This window comes from Streptomyces sp. NPDC057950 (genome assembly GCF_042887295.1).
Classification (GTDB): domain Bacteria; phylum Actinomycetota; class Actinomycetes; order Streptomycetales; family Streptomycetaceae; genus Streptomyces; species Streptomyces kaempferi.
This window is the reverse complement of record NZ_JBHVPP010000027.1, coordinates 1-15,428: the sequence shown is the minus strand read 5'-3', so window position 1 is coordinate 15,428 and position 15,428 is coordinate 1. Positions and strand designations below refer to the sequence as shown.

Annotated in this window: 13 protein-coding genes; 7 read left to right on the top strand and 6 right to left on the bottom strand. The window is 72.3% G+C overall.

Annotated elements, in window-relative coordinates; all coding sequences use genetic code 11:
* Window positions 1-76: 76 nt before the first annotated feature.
* A complete protein-coding gene (locus ACFVTC_RS35645) occupies window positions 77-1,309 on the bottom strand; it encodes a cytochrome P450 (protein WP_390132800.1) in 1,233 nt (410 codons plus the stop codon).
* A gap of 260 nt (window positions 1,310-1,569) precedes the next feature.
* Between ACFVTC_RS35645 and ACFVTC_RS35640 the strand changes: the two genes are divergently transcribed.
* Window positions 1,570-2,484: a HipA family kinase gene (locus ACFVTC_RS35640; RefSeq protein WP_390132798.1), complete on the top strand. Its 915-nt coding sequence runs from the start codon at window positions 1,570-1,572 to the stop codon at window positions 2,482-2,484.
* Window positions 2,481-2,771, top strand: coding sequence for a SelT/SelW/SelH family protein (locus ACFVTC_RS35635; protein ID WP_390132796.1), 291 nt, complete (start codon window positions 2,481-2,483; stop codon window positions 2,769-2,771). The genes ACFVTC_RS35640 and ACFVTC_RS35635 overlap by 4 nt, the downstream gene beginning before the upstream one ends.
* A gap of 12 nt (window positions 2,772-2,783) precedes the next feature.
* Here ACFVTC_RS35635 and aceB read toward each other — a convergent pair whose 3' ends face one another.
* Both aceB and ACFVTC_RS35625 read right to left on the bottom strand, forming a co-directional pair.
* The gene (gene aceB, locus ACFVTC_RS35630; protein WP_390132794.1) at window positions 2,784-4,409 is read right to left on the bottom strand and encodes a malate synthase A; all 1,626 of its coding nucleotides are present in this window, start codon (window positions 4,407-4,409) and stop codon (window positions 2,784-2,786) included.
* A gap of 187 nt (window positions 4,410-4,596) precedes the next feature.
* Window positions 4,597-5,196, bottom strand: a complete 600-nt coding sequence (locus ACFVTC_RS35625) for an NTP transferase domain-containing protein (RefSeq protein ID WP_390132792.1) — start codon at window positions 5,194-5,196, stop codon at window positions 4,597-4,599.
* 198 nt (window positions 5,197-5,394) lie between these two features.
* Between ACFVTC_RS35625 and ACFVTC_RS35620 the strand changes: the two genes are divergently transcribed.
* Window positions 5,395-5,709, top strand: a complete 315-nt coding sequence (locus ACFVTC_RS35620; RefSeq protein ID WP_390132790.1) for a DUF5955 family protein — start codon at window positions 5,395-5,397, stop codon at window positions 5,707-5,709.
* Window positions 5,710-5,928: 219 nt separating this feature from the next.
* On the opposite strand, the gene ACFVTC_RS35615 is transcribed toward ACFVTC_RS35620, so the two are convergent.
* The gene (locus tag ACFVTC_RS35615; RefSeq protein ID WP_390132788.1) at window positions 5,929-7,404 is read right to left on the bottom strand and encodes a PLP-dependent aminotransferase family protein; all 1,476 of its coding nucleotides are present in this window, start codon (window positions 7,402-7,404) and stop codon (window positions 5,929-5,931) included.
* Window positions 7,405-7,508: 104 nt separating this feature from the next.
* Window positions 7,509-8,324, bottom strand: a complete 816-nt coding sequence (locus ACFVTC_RS35610) for an IclR family transcriptional regulator (protein WP_390132786.1) — start codon at window positions 8,322-8,324, stop codon at window positions 7,509-7,511.
* Window positions 8,325-8,644: 320 nt separating this feature from the next.
* Here ACFVTC_RS35610 and allB point away from each other — a divergent pair, with 320 nt between their 5' ends.
* Both allB and alc read left to right on the top strand, forming a co-directional pair.
* Window positions 8,645-9,967 carry an allantoinase AllB gene (gene allB, locus ACFVTC_RS35605; RefSeq protein WP_390132979.1) on the top strand — a complete coding sequence of 441 codons (1,323 nt, stop codon included), beginning with the start codon at window positions 8,645-8,647 and terminating at the stop codon, window positions 9,965-9,967.
* 137 nt (window positions 9,968-10,104) lie between these two features.
* Window positions 10,105-11,220, top strand: a complete 1,116-nt coding sequence (gene alc / locus ACFVTC_RS35600; RefSeq protein WP_390132784.1) for an allantoicase — start codon at window positions 10,105-10,107, stop codon at window positions 11,218-11,220.
* 212 nt (window positions 11,221-11,432) lie between these two features.
* On the opposite strand, the gene ACFVTC_RS35595 is transcribed toward alc, so the two are convergent.
* Entirely contained in the window at window positions 11,433-12,440 is a 1,008-nt protein-coding gene (locus tag ACFVTC_RS35595) for a CorA family divalent cation transporter (RefSeq protein ID WP_390132782.1), read from the bottom strand.
* A 233-nt stretch (window positions 12,441-12,673) separates the two neighbouring features.
* Here ACFVTC_RS35595 and ACFVTC_RS35590 point away from each other — a divergent pair, with 233 nt between their 5' ends.
* Window positions 12,674-13,579, top strand: a complete 906-nt coding sequence (locus ACFVTC_RS35590) for a DMT family transporter (protein ID WP_390132977.1) — start codon at window positions 12,674-12,676, stop codon at window positions 13,577-13,579.
* Between the two features lie 423 nt (window positions 13,580-14,002).
* Window positions 14,003-15,244, top strand: coding sequence for a histidine kinase (locus ACFVTC_RS35585; protein WP_390132975.1), 1,242 nt, complete (start codon window positions 14,003-14,005; stop codon window positions 15,242-15,244).
* Window positions 15,245-15,428 lie beyond the last annotated feature (184 nt).

The window sequence follows — 15,428 nt, the reverse complement described above, 5'->3', positions numbered from 1 at the left end:
CCGAGCGGGCCTCCTCACGTGGTCCTCGACGACCGGTCCTCGACGGGATCAGAGCCGTACGCCGGTCGGATCCGCCCTAGTCCGTCGCGGGGACCGGGGTGAAGGTCACGGGCAGGCTGACCGGCCCGCGCATGAGGCCGACGGGTATCCACGGAATGTCGGCCGGCGGCACCGCCGTGGCCAGATCCGGGAAGCGGCGCAGGAGTGTGCCGAGGCCGACCTCCGCCTCCAGCCGGGCGAGCGGCGCGCCGAGGCAGTGGTGGATGCCGTGTCCGAACGACAGGTGACGGACGTCGGGGCGGCCCACGTCGAGGACGTCGCGTTCCGTCTCCGTCATGGCGGGGTCGGCCCGTCCGACCGAGGTCAGTGCCACCACGACCGTGCCTCCGCGCGGGATCCGGGCGTCCCCGAGGGTGATCTCCTCGGCCGCGTACCGCATCGGTGTGAACTCGACCGGCGGATCGAACCTCAGTAACTCCTCGACGGCGCCGGGCAGCAGTTCCGGCCGCTCGCGCAGTCGCTGTGCCTGCTCGGGGTGGCGCAACAGCGCCACCATGGCGTTGCCCAGGAGGTTCACCGTCGTGTCGTGACCGGCCACCACCAGGAGGTTCGCGGTGCCCACCAGCTCGGCCTTCGACAGCCGGCCGTCCCGCTGGTCGTACACCGCGGTGAGGGCGGACAGCAGGTCGTCACCGGGTGAACGCTGTTTCTCGGCGACGAGTTCGGCCAGATAGCCGTTGAGCTCGACGAAGGCCTCCCGTTGCTTCTCCGCCTGCGAACCGAGGGCCTGGGACGTCCAGGCGCGGAACGAGGCGCGGCCGTCCTCCGGCACGCCCAGCAGTTCCGAGATGACCTGGACGGGAAGCGGGCCGGTGAACGACCGGACGAGATCGGCGGTGCCCAGCGGCGCCATCGCGTCGGCGAGGCCCTCGGCGATCTCGGCGACGCGAGGCCGCAGCGCCTCGATCCGGGGCCTGGTGAACCCGGCCGCGACCAGACCGCGCAGCCGGGTGTGGTCGGGCGGGTCGGCGTTGAGCATGTTGACACCCAGGCCGGACTCCGGCCGATGAGCGGTGAATCCGACCGCTTCGAGGGCCTCGGCGGCCGGCGTCGCGTCCTTGAGCAGAGCGGGATGGGTCAGAGCGGTCTTCGCCAGGTCGTGGTCCACCACCACCCAGGTGTCGAGGCCCCGCAGGATCTGCACCTTGTGGATGGGACCGCGGGCACGCAGTTCCGCGTACCGGTCGTGCGCGTCGGCCTTGAAGGCGGCGTCCAGCACGGCTGTGTCGTCGTGGTCGGTCGTGGTCATGTTCGTTCCTCCTGTCCGAGTGCGGTGTGCGTGCCGGGGCTCGGGACCGGGGCGGCCATGGGCGACGAGGCCCGGTCGGCGGGGGAACCGCCCGGTGACCGCGACGGACGACCCGCCGGCCGCGCGGGGCCGCACGCGGCCGGCGGGTCGGTGGTGGCGTCCACGAGCCGGCCGGGGCCCTCACCCTCGACGATCACACGCGACCACTATGCTCACCTCGTGCCGGAGGATGGGGCGCATCCGCCAGATAGCCTGGGAAAATGCTCACAGAAGTGATCGCGAACCACTACGTCGCGCCCTTGCACGAGGGCGGCTCGCTGCCGGGGCTAGTCGAGGCCGACGACCTGGGCACGTACGTCGTGAAGTTCACGGGCTCCGCGCAGGGCCGCAAGGCGCTGGTCGCCGAGGTGATCGTCGGTGAGCTGGCGCGCGCCCTCGGACTCCGCTTCCCCGAGCTGGTCCTCGTGCACTTCGACCCCGCGGTCGCGGAGGACGAGCCCCACCAGGAGGTCCAGGACCTGCTGCGCGCCAGCGCCGGGGTGAACCTCGGGATGGATTATCTGCCGGGCGCGCGGGACTTCACCCCGGAGGTCGCCAGGACCTTCGCCGTCGACCCGCTCGAGGCGGGCAGGGTGATCTGGCTGGACGCGCTGACGGTCAACGTCGACCGCACGGTGCACAGCTCGAACCTGATGATCTGGCCGACGTTCGGCATCGCGCCGCCGCGCCTGTGGCTGATCGACCACGGCGCCGCCCTCGTCTTCCACCACCGCTGGGACGCCTCCGCGCCGGAGAGGGCCTACGACTTCCGGCACCACGCGCTCGGCGGCTGCGCCCCGGACACCCGGGCGGCGGACGCCGAGCTGGCGCCCAAGGTGTCGGAGGCGCTGCTGCGGGAGGTCACGGCCCAGGTACCGGACGCCTGGCTCGCGGACGAGCCCGGTTTCGCGACCCCGGACGAGGCCCGGGACGCGTACGTCGGCTACCTCCTCGCCCGGGTGAAGGCGTCGGCGGCCTGGCTGCCCACGGACTTCCCGAGCCGCGAACAGCTCGCCGCCGAGGACGCGGACCGGGCGGCGCGGACCGAGCGTGAGCGGCCGAACTGGCTCAAGCGGGTGCCGGACCTCCACGGCAAACCGGCGGCGGAACAGGATTGGTCGGTGCACCTCGAATGACCACGACACCCTCGGCGGGCGCTCACCGCGTGCAGATCGAGTACTGCACCCAGTGCCGCTGGCTCCCCCGCGCGGCCTGGCTGGCGCAGGAGCTGCTCACCACGTTCGAGACCGAACTGGACGAGCTGTCCCTCAAGCCCGGCAAGGGCGGCGTCTTCGTCGTCCGCGTCGACGACGAGATCGTCTGGGACCGCCGCGATCAGGGCTTCCCGGAACCGACGGCGGTCAAGAGGCTCGTACGCGACCGAGTGGCCCCGGGCAGGTCCCTGGGCCACTCGGAGCGATGACGGCTCGGCTGTTCAGCCGGCCAGCTGCTCGTAGGCGGGCAGCGTGAGGAAGTCCGCGTAATCCTCGTCCAGGGACACCGTCAGCAGCAGGTCGTGCGCCTGCTGCCAGTTGCCGGCGGCGAAGGCATCCTCCCCGAGATCGGCGCGGATGGCGGCCAGTTCCTCGGCGGCGATCTTGCGGGCGAGTTCCGGCGTGGCGCTCTCACCGTTCTCGAAGACGACTCCCGCGTTGATCCACTGCCAGATCTGCGAGCGGGAGATCTCCGCCGTCGCCGCGTCCTCCATCAGGTTGAAGATGGCGACCGCGCCGAGGCCGCGCAGCCACGCCTCGATGTAACGGATACCGACCTGGACGGCGTTGACCAGACCGCCGTAGGTGGGCCTGGCGTCGAGCGAGTCGACGGCGATCAGGTCACCGGCCGCGACCGACACGTCCTCGCGCAGCCGGTCCTTCTGGTTCGGCCGGTCGCCGAGGACCGCGTCGAAGGAGGCCATCGCGATCGGGACGAGGTCCGGATGGGCCACCCACGACCCGTCGAACCCGTCGCCCGCCTCGCGGTCCTTGTCGGCCTTGACCTTCTCGAACGCGACCTTGTTGACCTCCTCGTCGCGCCGCGACGGGATGAACGCCGCCATACCGCCGATGGCGTGCGCGCCGCGCCGGTGACAGGTGCGCACGAGGAGTTCGGTGTAGGCGCGCATGAACGGGGCCGTCATCGTGACCGCGTTGCGGTCCGGCAGCACGAACTTCTGTCCGCCGTCACGGAAGTTCTTGATGATGGAGAAGAGGTAGTCCCAGCGGCCGGCGTTCAACCCGGAGGCGTGGTCGCGGAGTTCGTAGAGGATCTCGTCCATCTCGTACGCGGCCGTGATCGTCTCGATCAGGACGGTCGCGCGGACCGTGCCCCGCGGGATGCCGACGTAGTCCTGGGCGAAGACGAAGACGTCGTTCCAGAGGCGGGCCTCCAGGTGCGACTCCGTCTTCGGCAGATAGAAGTACGGCCCCTTGCCGAGGTCGATCAGCCGCTGTGCGTTGTGAAAGAAGTACAGGCCGAAGTCGACGAGCGCGCCGGGTACGGCGGTGCCGTCGGCGGCGACGAGGTGACGCTCGCTCAGGTGCCAGCCGCGGGGCCGTACGACGACGGTCGCGAGGTCCTCGTCCGACTTCAGGGCGTACGACTTACCGGACCTCGGGTCCGTGAAGTCGATGTTCCGGGTGTAGGCGTCGGTCAGGTTGAGCTGGCCGGTGACCACGTTCTCCCAGGTGGGGGCGGAGGCGTCCTCGAAGTCCGCGAGCCACACCCTGGCCCCCGAGTTGAGGGCGTTGACGGTCATCTTGCGGTCGGTGGGGCCGGTGATCTCCACCCGGCGGTCGTTCAGGGCCGCCGGGGCCGGGGCCACCTTCCAGGAGTCGTCCGCGCGGATCGCGGCGGTCTCCGGGAGGAAGTCGAGCGTGGAGGTGCGGGCGATCTCGGCGCGGCGCTCCGCGCGGCGGGCGAGGAGCTCGTCACGCCGGGGCGTGAACAGCCGGTGCAGCTCGGCCACGAAGGCGAGGGCCGCGTCCGTGAGGACCTCTTCCTGCCGGGGCAGGGGCTCGGCGTCGACGATGGCCAGCGGGGACGGCGCTGGTGCGGACATGAGCTGTCACTTCCTTCAGCGAGCGTGGCACCGGGTGCCACGAGACCCGGGCAGGGCAGTGAGCGCCTGGAGAGCAGCACGGCGCTTCTGAACAGTGGATAGTAGTTTCCTCATGGTGGAAGTTCAATGATTTGTTGATGTCGAGATTCTCCGGGTCGAGGCACTATGGCGCTCAGTGCCACGCCGCTCACTCAAGGTGTCCCAGATCGTCCTCCGTGTCGATGTCGTACGGCCTCGCCACGTCCCCGCACTCGACGAGGGTGATCGCCGCAGCCCGCTCCTCGAGATAGGCACGTGCCCCCCGGTCGCCGGTCGCACTCGCCGCGACACCCGCCCAGTGGGCGGCACCGAAGAGGACGGGATGGCCACGCCTGCCGTCGTACGCGGCCGAGACCAGGGAGGTCCCGTCCCGGTACGCGGCGAGCACCCGGGCGAACGCCCTGGGCCCGATGCCCGGCTGGTCGACCAGCGCGACCAGCACCGCCCGCGCGCCCGTGCCGTCGAGCGAACCGAGCCCGGCCCGCAGCGAGGAACCCATCCCGCGCTCCCACTCCGGGTTGTCGACGAGCACGCATCCGTCGAGCCGTGCCCGCTCCCGTACGACGGAGGCGTCCGCCCCCAGCACCACGTGGACGCGCGCGCACCCGGCCGCTCGCAGCACTTCGACCGCGTGCTCCACGAGGGGGCGCCCCCGGTGTTCGAGCAGCGCCTTGGGCCGCCCCCCGAGCCGTCGCCCCCCGCCCGCCGCGAGGAGCAGTCCGGCGACCTGGTCTTCCCTGTGCGTCATACGTCCTGCATACCTGACCGCGCGTCGACCGCACGGTTTCGGGGGGCTGAATTTCGGTCCGTCCTGTGGCGCCCACCTCACCGGGTGGCGTTTACTTGCCCGCGTCCCTCGGCGCCCGACCGACGCCCTGGGGCGCAGGACATGCGGGCGTGCGGGCGAGACACCCGCGCGCCGGGATGGGCGAGGGGGGAGAGAGCTGTGTTGCGGAGCTTGGGGCAGAGGTCAGTGACCGGCAGCGACGAGGACCCGAGAGTGGCGGAACTGCGGACCGCCGTCTCCCGGCTGCGCCGTGAACTCGCGGTGCATCCGGCGGAGTTCCCCGACCGAGGCATCGCCGAGGACGAACTCGCGGCGCTCGCCGCGATGGCCCTCAGCGGCGTCCCCGAGATCCCGCGGCTGCGCCGCTCCCTGCTGCTGATCGCGGGCGCGATCGGTTCGGTCAGCGCGCTGGCGACGGGCCTCGCGGAGGTGCGCAGTGCGGTCGAACTGTTCGGACGGCCGCCGACGCGCTAGCCGGGCCGGGCGAGTTGTCCGGACGGCCGCGGAGGCGGTAGCCGGATCGGGCGAGTTGTCCGGACGGCCGCGGAGGCGGTAGCCGGGCCGGGCGAGTTGTCCGGACGGCCGCGGAGGCGGTAGCCGGGCCGGGCGAGTTGTCCGGACGGCCGCGGAGGCGGTAGCCGGGCCGGGCGAGTTGTGGGGACGGCGTGACGCGGTAGTCCGGGTCAGGCGCGGTCAGGCGACCCAGCGTGGGCGTCCGGTGTCCGCGCCCGCGGTGTCGAGGCCACCGTCCAGGGCGGCGGCGACCCGGCGTACGGCCTCGTCGAGCACTTCCGGCGGCAAGGTGTAGGGGAAGCGCAGCCGGGACTCATGGGTGCCCGGGTCCGCGCCGAAGCGGGCGCCGCCCTCGATGCGCACGCCCCGGGCGAGAGCCGCGCGGGCCAGCGGCGAGGCGATCGGACGCCCCAGGTCGATCCAGAGGGACAGCCCGCCCGGCGGCAACTTCCAGCGCCAGTCGGGGAGATGGCGGCCCAAAGACGCGGCGAGCGCGTCCCGCTGGGTCCGCAGCCGGGGCAGCCGCTCGGCCAACACCTGGTCCGTGCGGGCCAGCAGGCCGAGAGCGACCAACTGGTTCAGGACGGAACCGCCCATGTCCAACGGCACCCGCGCGGTGGCCAGTTCCGTGATCAGCCGCGAGCCCGCGCGCACCCAGCCGAGCCGCAGCCCGCCCCAGTGCGTCTTGCTCAACGACCCCACGGTCACGATCTGTTCGCCCGTCCCGCGCGGGGCAAGCGACGCGAACGGGACGGCCGGGGGCATCTCCAGCGCGATGTCCGTCATCGTCTCGTCGACCACCAGCCAGGTACCCGTCGCGCGCACCGACTCCAGTACGGCCAGCCGCTGTTCGGTCGGCATCAGACGGCCCGTCGGATTGTGGAAGTCGGGGATCAGATACGCGAGCCGGGGCGCCGCCTGCCGCAGCGCACCGTCGATCAGCCCCGGGTCCCAGCCGTCCTCCGTGACGGGCACGGGAGTGGTGCGCAGCCCGATACGCCGCATCGTGTCGAGCGCGTTCGGATACGAGGGGTTCTCGACCAGGATCCGGTCACCGGGCCGTCCGAGCAGCCCCAGCGTCAGCGAGAGGGCCTGCTGCGCCCCGTTCGTGATGAGGATCTGGTCCGGCAGTGTCGGCAGCCCGCGCCGGGTGAACCGCTCGGCGACCGCGGCCCGCAACTCCGTTGTCCCGTACGGGTGATAGCCGGGTGTCGAGGCTTGCCGCGCCAGCTGTCCGGCTGCCTCCGCGAACGCCTCCGAGAGCTGCGGCTCGGGCGCGCCGGGCGCCGCGATGGCCAGGTCGATCATCCCGTCGTCGGCCGGGAAGGAGGCCACATTGGCCGGGCGGTGGCCGTCGGGCAGCTCCGTCCACGTGCCCGCACCGCGCCTGCTGCGCGCGAACCCGTCCTCCCGCAACAGGTCGTACGCCGCCGTCACCGTGGCGCGGCTGATCCCGAGCGTCGAGGCCAGTTCACGCTCCGCGGGCAGCCGGACATGCAGTGCGATCCGGCCGTGCAGGAGCAGCGTACGGACCCCGTCGGCGAGGGCGCGGTATCCGAGGCGGCCATCGGTGCGCGGCGGGGCGGACAGCAGCCCGGCGAGCTGCCGGCTTCCCAGCGTCCTGTCCATTCCGTGGACGACCGGACCGTTCGCCATGCCAACTCCCTCGCATTGGCCCTGTGGGGCAGGCCAATCAGCGTACAGACTTCGCGGACACGGGAAGCCGAGGGGAAGTCGCTCACGCGCGGGCGCGGGAAGGATCAGGCGTTCGGGCCGGAGCTCGCCAGGGCCTCCGACAGCTCCACGGCGACCTGCTGCAGCACGGGCACGATCTTCTCCGTGGCGGCCTCGGTGACACGGCCCGCGGGTCCGGAGATCGAGATGGCGGCGGCGGTGGGGGAGTCGGGGACGGAGACGGCGAGGCAACGGACGCCGATCTCCTGCTCGTTGTCGTCGACCGCGTAGCCGAGCCGGCGCACCTCCTCCAGCGCGGTGAGGAAACCGTCCGGCGTGGTGATCGTCTTCTCCGTCGCGGCGGGCATGCCGGTACGGGCGAGCAGCGCGCGCACCTCGTCCGCCGGGGTGTTCGCGAGCAGTGCCTTGCCCACGCCCGTGGAGTGCGGCAGCACCCGGCGGCCCACCTCGGTGAACATGCGCATCGAGTGCTTGGACGGCACCTGCGCCACGTAGACGATCTCGTCCCCGTCGAGCAGCGCCATGTTCGCCGTCTCGCCGGTCTCCTCGACCAGGCGCGCGAGGTACGGGCGGGCCCAGGTGCCGAGCAGCCGGGACGCGGACTCGCCGAGCCGGATCAGCCGGGGGCCGAGCGCGTACCGGCGGTTCGGCTGCTGGCGTACGTAACCGCAGACCACCAGCGTGCGCATCAGCCGGTGGATGGTGGGCAGCGGCAGCCCGCTGCTGACGGAGAGCTCGCTCAGGCCGACCTCGCCACCGGCGTCGGCCATGCGTTCGAGCAGATCGAAGGCGCGCTCGAGGGACTGGACACCGCCGCTCGGCGCGGATGACTTGGCGGAGGCGTTTTGCGCTGGGGCGTCGCTGGCGCGGGACGTCGGCACGGCGCGGTCCTTTCGAGGCTGACAGGCAGTGATGCAGCCTACCCGGGTGTCGGTTGACTCCCTCGTGGCGCGTGGCTACGTTCTGCTGTGCGGAAGTATATTTCCATTAAGTGGAAACATCCAGAGATCGGGTACCCGCGGCGGAAGGGAGCGCGTACCCGCGGCGGAGGGTGGAGCGTGCTCTTGACGGCGGGAAGGCGGGAGTGAAGACTCCTTCAACAGAACGTTGAATTCTCTTGCGTGGAAGTGAACAGCGGTACCGGAAGACGACAGCGGCGGCGAGAGGGGTCCGGGTGTCCGAGGTCGGAGAGATCGAACTGATGCTGCGCTCGACGCGTGTCATCACTCCCGAGGGAACACGCGCCGCCTCGGTCGCGGTCGCCGGGGGCAGGATCACGGGCGTGCTCGCGTACGACGCCGAGGTGCCGTCCGGCGCCCGTCTGGAGGACTTCGGCGACGACGTCCTGCTTCCCGGCCTCGTCGACACCCACGTGCACGTCAACGATCCCGGCCGCACGGAGTGGGAGGGCTTCTGGACGGCGACGCGCGCCGCCGCGGCCGGCGGCATCACCACGATCGTCGACATGCCGCTCAACTCCCTTCCGCCGACGACGACGGTCGACCACCTCCGTACGAAACAGCACGTCGCGCGCTCCAGGGCGCACGTCGACGTCGGGTTCTGGGGCGGCGCGCTGCCCGACAACGTCAAGGACCTGCGCCCCCTGCACGACGCCGGCGTGTTCGGCTTCAAGGCATTCCTGTCGCCGTCCGGCGTGGAGGAGTTCCCGGAGCTCGACCAGGACGGGCTCGCCCGGTCCCTCGCCGAGATCTCGGGGTTCGGCGGCCTGCTGATCGTGCACGCCGAGGACCCGCACCACCTGGACGCGGCCCCTCACCAGGGTGGCAGGCGGTACGCGGACTTCCTCGCCTCACGCCCGCGCGACGCCGAGAACACCGCCATCGGGAACCTGATCGCGCAGGCCCGGCGCCTCGACGCACGCGTGCACGTACTGCACCTGTCGTCCTCCGACGCGCTGCCCCTGATCGCCGCGGCGAAGGCCGAGGGCGTCCGGCTCACCGTGGAGACCTGCCCGCACTACCTCACGCTCACCGCCGAGGAAGTCCCGGACGGCGCCTCCGAGTTCAAGTGCTGCCCGCCCATCCGTGAGGCCGCCAACCAGGACCTGCTGTGGCAGGCGCTGGCCGACGGCACGATCGACTGTGTCGTCACCGACCACTCGCCGTCGACGGCCGATCTGAAGACGGACGACTTCGCGACCGCCTGGGGCGGCATCTCCGGCCTGCAGCTGAGCCTGCCGGCCATCTGGACCGAGGCCCGCAGGCGTGGCCACGGCCTGGAGGACGTCGTCCGCTGGATGTCCACCCGTACGGCGCGGCTGGTCGGTCTCGGCCACCGCAAGGGGGCCATCCGGGCGGGCCACGACGCCGACTTCGCCGTCCTCGCGCCCGACGAGACGTTCACCGTCGACCCCGCCGCGCTGGAACACCGCAACCGGGTCACGGCCTATGCGGGCAAGACCCTCACCGGGGTCGTGAAGTCCACCTGGCTGCGCGGCGAACGCGTCATGTCCGAGGGCCGGTTCACCGAACCGGCCGGCGAACTCCTCTCTCGGCGCCCGTAAGCCCCGTAAGCCCCGTAAGCCCCGTAGCTCCTGTGGCCGTCCGCGGCCACGTGGGGTACCCGCACCCGCTGTACCGGCAACCCGCACCCGCACGTGCGCCCGCACCGGCCGACTCCCGAAAGGCAGACCTGATCATCGTGACGGCGATTCCCCGCTTCACCGGCGACGCGAACCCCTACGGCGGCGGCGACCCGTACGCCGACTACCGCACCGCCGAGTTCCCGTTCGCGCGGGACGCCGACCTGGCGGACCGGCGGCTCGGCGCGGGCGTCGTCGTCGCCGCCGACGAGTTCTTCGCCGAGCGGGAGAACCTCCTTGTCCCCGGGCGCGCCGAGTTCGACCCCGAGCGCTTCGGCCACAAGGGCAAGATCATGGACGGCTGGGAGACCCGGCGCCGGCGCGGCGTCTCGGCCGACCACCCGTGGCCGACGGAGGAGGACCACGACTGGGCGCTGGTCCGCCTCGGCGCGCCCGGCGTCATCCACGGCATCGTCGTCGACACGGCCCACTTCCGTGGCAACCACCCGCAGGCGGTGTCGGTCGAGGGCGTGTCGATGCCCGGCTCCCCGTCGCCGCTCGAACTGCTGGCGGACGACGTGAAGTGGACCACCCTCGTCCCGCGCACGGCGGTCGGCGGCCACGCGGCGAACGGATTCGCCGTCGACGTCGAACAGCGCTTCACGCACCTGCGCGTCAACCAGCACCCCGACGGCGGCATCGCGCGCCTGCGGGTCCACGGCGAGATCGTCCCCGACCCGGCGTGGCTCCGCGCGCTCGGCACCTTCGACGTCGTCGCCCTGGAGAACGGCGGCCGGGCCGAGGACGCCTCCGACCGCTTCTACTCGCCCGCCACCAACACAATCCAGCCGGGGCGCTCCCGCAGGATGGACGACGGCTGGGAGACGCGCCGCCGCCGTGACACCGGGCACGACTGGATCCGCTACCGGCTCGTCGCCCGGTCCGAGATCCGTGCCCTGGAGATCGACACGGCCTGTCTGAAGGGCAACAGCGCGGGCTGGGCGTCGGTGTCGGTGCGGGACGGCGAGGGCGGCGAGTGGAGGGAGATCCTCCCCCGTACCCGCCTCCAGCCCGACACCAACCATCGCTTCACCCTCACCGCGCCCGCCGTCGGCACCCACGCGCGCGTGGACATCTTCCCGGACGGCGGCATCTCCCGGCTGCGGCTGTTCGGCTCGCTGACGCGGGAGGGGGCGGCTGGTCTGGAGGCCAGGTACCGGGCGCTAGGCGGCTGAGTCCCGGCCGCCCGACGCCGACGCGGGAGGAACGATCCGCGGCGTCCGGGGCCCGGGGTCCGGCGCTCGGCGTCCGGCGTCCGGCGTCCGACACCCGGGGTCCGGGGTCCGGCGCCCGACACCCGGCGTCCGACACCCGGGGTCCGGCGTTCGGCGTCCGGCGTTCGGCGTCCGGGTCGGCCCCGCCGTGCCGTGGGACCGGGGCCGGGGTGTCAGAGCTGGTCGTCGGTAGCGCCACGGGAACGGCTGCCCCCGAGCTGCCGCCAGTGCGTGCGGTACAGCACGTAGTAGAGCGCGGCGACCACGGAGACGGCCTGCAGGCCCAGACCGAGCGCCAGGAAGGAGTCCTCGCTCATGAGGCGTTTGGTCAAGAACGTGAAGTTCATGCCGAAGAACCCGGTCAGGAACGACAACGGCAAGAAGATCATCGAGACGACGGTGAGTCTGTTGATCACGAGGTTCTGCTGATCGGCGACGATCGACGCGTAACTGCCCGCCGCCCGCCGGGTCGCGTCCCGCAGCGACTCGATCTCCAGCAGCACCAGCTGCACCGTGTGCTCGTGCAAGGTGTTCATCGCCCGCCGCTCCTCAGGGATGCCGTGAGCGGTCATCCTCCGGCGGACGAGGATCTCCTGGACGACCGAGGCGTAGGGCAGGAACGAGCGGTGCAGGTGGGCCGCGCGCCGCCGCAGCCGGGCCAGCGCCTGGGCGTGCCGCGGCTGCCGCTCCTCGAACATCGCCTCCTCCAGGTCCTCGACCTCCAGGTGAGCCGCCGTGACGGCCCGGCGGAAGCTCTCCAGGACGCCCTGCAGGATCAGATAGAGCGCGGTGACCGAGTCGACGGGCCGGTCGTGCCGCAGCCGTTCGACGAAGGTGTCGATCAGCTCCACGGGCCCGCGATGGACCGTGATCACGTGTTCCTCGTCGGCGTGGATCTGGACGTGGACGATCCGGTCGCCGCAGACCACGGGGACGATGCCCGCGGCGGCGCCCTCGTGGAAGTCGGCGCGCGTGTGCTCGTCGTGTTCGCCGAGCCACTCCCAGATCTCGTCGTCCAGCCCGAGCCGACGCGACAGGGGCCGGTCGTCGTCAGATGGGGGCTCCTCGCCCAGATCGATGTCCACGATCACGAAACCGGAGGCCGTCAGACGCTCGCGGGCCCCCTGCAGGTCCGTGCGCACGACGACGCCCTCCGGCATCGACACCACCGATACGATCATCGTCCCTCACCGTGGATGACGTGTCCGATCGCGACGCAGGACGCCTCGGCATGTGCAAACTGCAATGTCGACCGCACACTACCGCCGAAGGCGCCGCGCGCGGCCGACCGGGGAATCTGTCGTGTCCCGGGAAAGGTGTAGCCCTCACGCGTTCCTGTCGGTACGGTGATCGTTCCCCCGTGCGAGCCGGTGCCGTCTCCACGCCCGCGCCCGCCCCGCTGGAGACCGCTCCCATGTCGACGATGGCCGTACCCGGCGCGCTCGCGCCCCGCCGCGCGTGGCTCACGGACCTGCCCCTGCTGCTCGTCGCGGCGGTGTGGGGAGCCAGTTATCTCGCGGCCAAGGATGTCACCACCGCCCGGACGGTGATCGCCGTACTGGTGCTGCGCTTCGCCGTCGCCCTGCCGGTGCTGGTGGCGGTGGCGTGGCGTTCCCTGCGCGCGCTGAGCGCCGCGCAATGGCGTGGGGCCGCGACGCTGGGCCTGATCCTGAGCGGGATCTTCCTGCTGGAGACCTACGGCGTCGTGCACACCTCGGCGACCAACGCGGGCCTCGTCATCAGCCTCACCATGATCTTCACGCCGCTCGCCGAGGCGGCCGTGACCCGTGTCCGGCCCGCCCGCTCCTTCCTCGCCGCGGCCGGAGTCTCCGTACTCGGCGTGGTCCTGCTGACCCAGAGCGGTGGCTTCACCCGCCCCTCGCCGGGCGATCTGCTGATGCTGCTCGCGGCCGCCGCCCGGACCGTGCACGTACTCGTCATGTCCCGCGGAAAGGCGGTCCGCGGCGCCGGCGCGCTGCCGCTGACCACGGTGCAACTGGGCACCGCGGTCCTCGTGTTCGCGCTGCTGTCGGTCGGCGCCGACGCCACGCCCTGGGCCACGGCCGCGGACTTCGGGGCGCGGGAGTGGGCCGGCCTGCTGTTCCTCGCGGTGTTCTGCACGCTCTTCGCCTTCTTCGTACAGATGTGGGCCGTGCGCCGGACCTCGCCGTCCCGGGTCGGTCTGCTGCTCGGCACCGAGCCGCTGTGGGCCGCCGCCACGGGCATCGCGCTCGGCGGCGAACGACTGGGCGCGGCGGGGCTGCTGGGCGGCGTTCTCGTGATCGCGGGGACCGTGTGGGGACGGCGGGCGGCAGGTTGACCTGCGGGAAACTCATCGGACGCGGCGGGAGAAATCTTGGCGGTGATATGCCAAGACGGAACCGTCGAGGACGCCGAGCCGTTCCATGAGGCCCCACCCTCCTGGAGCGGCCGGTCGCCCCGTGCACCGGGCCGAGAGCGCCCTGCGCCGGCGTGACGACGCCCAGTGCCTCCAGGGACCGATTCACCGCTCCCTTCGTCGCGAGACCCTCGGCCCATGGCCCCCGTCTTCGTCGCCCGCGGGGCGAGGCACGTCCGTCCGGAGTTCCGTGCCGGGGCGAGGAGGAACGAAAGTCCTCGCCTTTGCGACTTTGGTCGCAGATGGCGGGCGGAGGGAGGTAGCGGCAGATCCGACTGCGTAGATTTGTCGACCGTGAGTGCTGACCTGCCGCCGCGCATACCGGGGAACCTGTCCGCGCCGGGTCTGCCGGTGCCGCCCGCCCTGCTCCTGACCGGGCGGCGCTGGCTGCTGCCCTCGGCGGTGGCCGCCGAGCTCGATCCCGGACGGACCGGGAGGGGCGGGCGACCCCGGCGTACCGTGCGCGACTGGATCGTCGACTTCGGATGGTTTGCGCTGGCCGTCCTCATCGGAGCGCTCGCCGCGGACACGCTGACGGGAGACCCGAACGTCCCGCACGGTCTGGCCGTCGCCGACCAGTGGATCGGCGGGCTCGCCTGCGCCGCGGTCTGGCTGCGACGGCGCTGGCCGCTGGGGCTGGCCGTGGCGATGATCCCCGTCGGAATGGTGTCGAACACCGCGGGCGGCGCCGGGCTGGTCGCCCTTTTCACTCTGGCCGTGCACCGGCCCTTCCCGTACGTGGCCTGGATCGCCGGCAGCCAGCTCGCGCTGCTCCCCGCCTACTTCTGGCTGCGGCCCGACCCCGATCTGCCGTACCTCGCCGCGGTGCTGGTCACCGCGCTGCTGACCGCGGCGGTGGTCGGCTGGGGCATGTTCGTACGGTCCAAGCGGCAGCTCATGCTGAGCCTGCGGGACCGGGCGCGGCGGGCCGAGACGGAGGCCGCGCTGCGGGCCGAGCAGGCGCAGCAGTTGGCCCGGGAGGCCATCGCGCGCGAGATGCACGACGTGCTGGCGCACCGGCTGACGCTGCTGAGCGTGCACGCCGGGGCGCTCGAGTTCCGGCCGGACGCGCCGCGCGAGGAGGTCGCGCGGGCCGCCGGGGTGATCCGGGAGAGCGCGCACGAGGCGCTGCAGGACCTGCGGGAGATCATCGGCGTGCTGCGGGCGGGGGACGCCGACGACGCGGGGCGGCCGCAGCCGACGCTCGCGGCGCTCGACGCGTTGGCCGCGGAGTCGCGGGAGGCGGGTATGAAGGTGGTCCTCGATCTGGTCGTCGCCGACGACGCGGGCGTGCCGGCCTCCGTCGGCCGCACCGCGTACCGCATCGCCCAGGAGGGGCTGACCAACGCGCGCAAGCACGCGCCGGGCGCGGAGGTCACCGTCCGTGTCTCGGGTGGGTTCGGGGACGGTCTGACCGTGTCCGTGCGCAATCCGGCGCCGTCGGGGGAGGTGCCGCACGTGCCGGGGTCCGGGCAGGGGCTGATCGGACTGACCGAGCGTGCCGCCCTCGCGGGTGGGCGGTTGTCGCACGGGGTGGAGGGGGACGGGGGGTTCGAGGTGCGGGCGTGGTTGCCTTGGGGTGGATGAGGGGTGTCCCCGAGCGTGCGGGTGGTGGTGGGGCGGGGCCGTGCCGGTACGTCGAGCCCGTCGCCGCTGGATCAGGCGTGGGCCGGGTGGGGAGCCGTTGCTCGATCCGGGCGTAAGCGACGGGCTGCGACGTACCGGCACGGCCCCTCGCGTGCGTCGCCGGGTGCGGGTGCGGGTGCGGGTG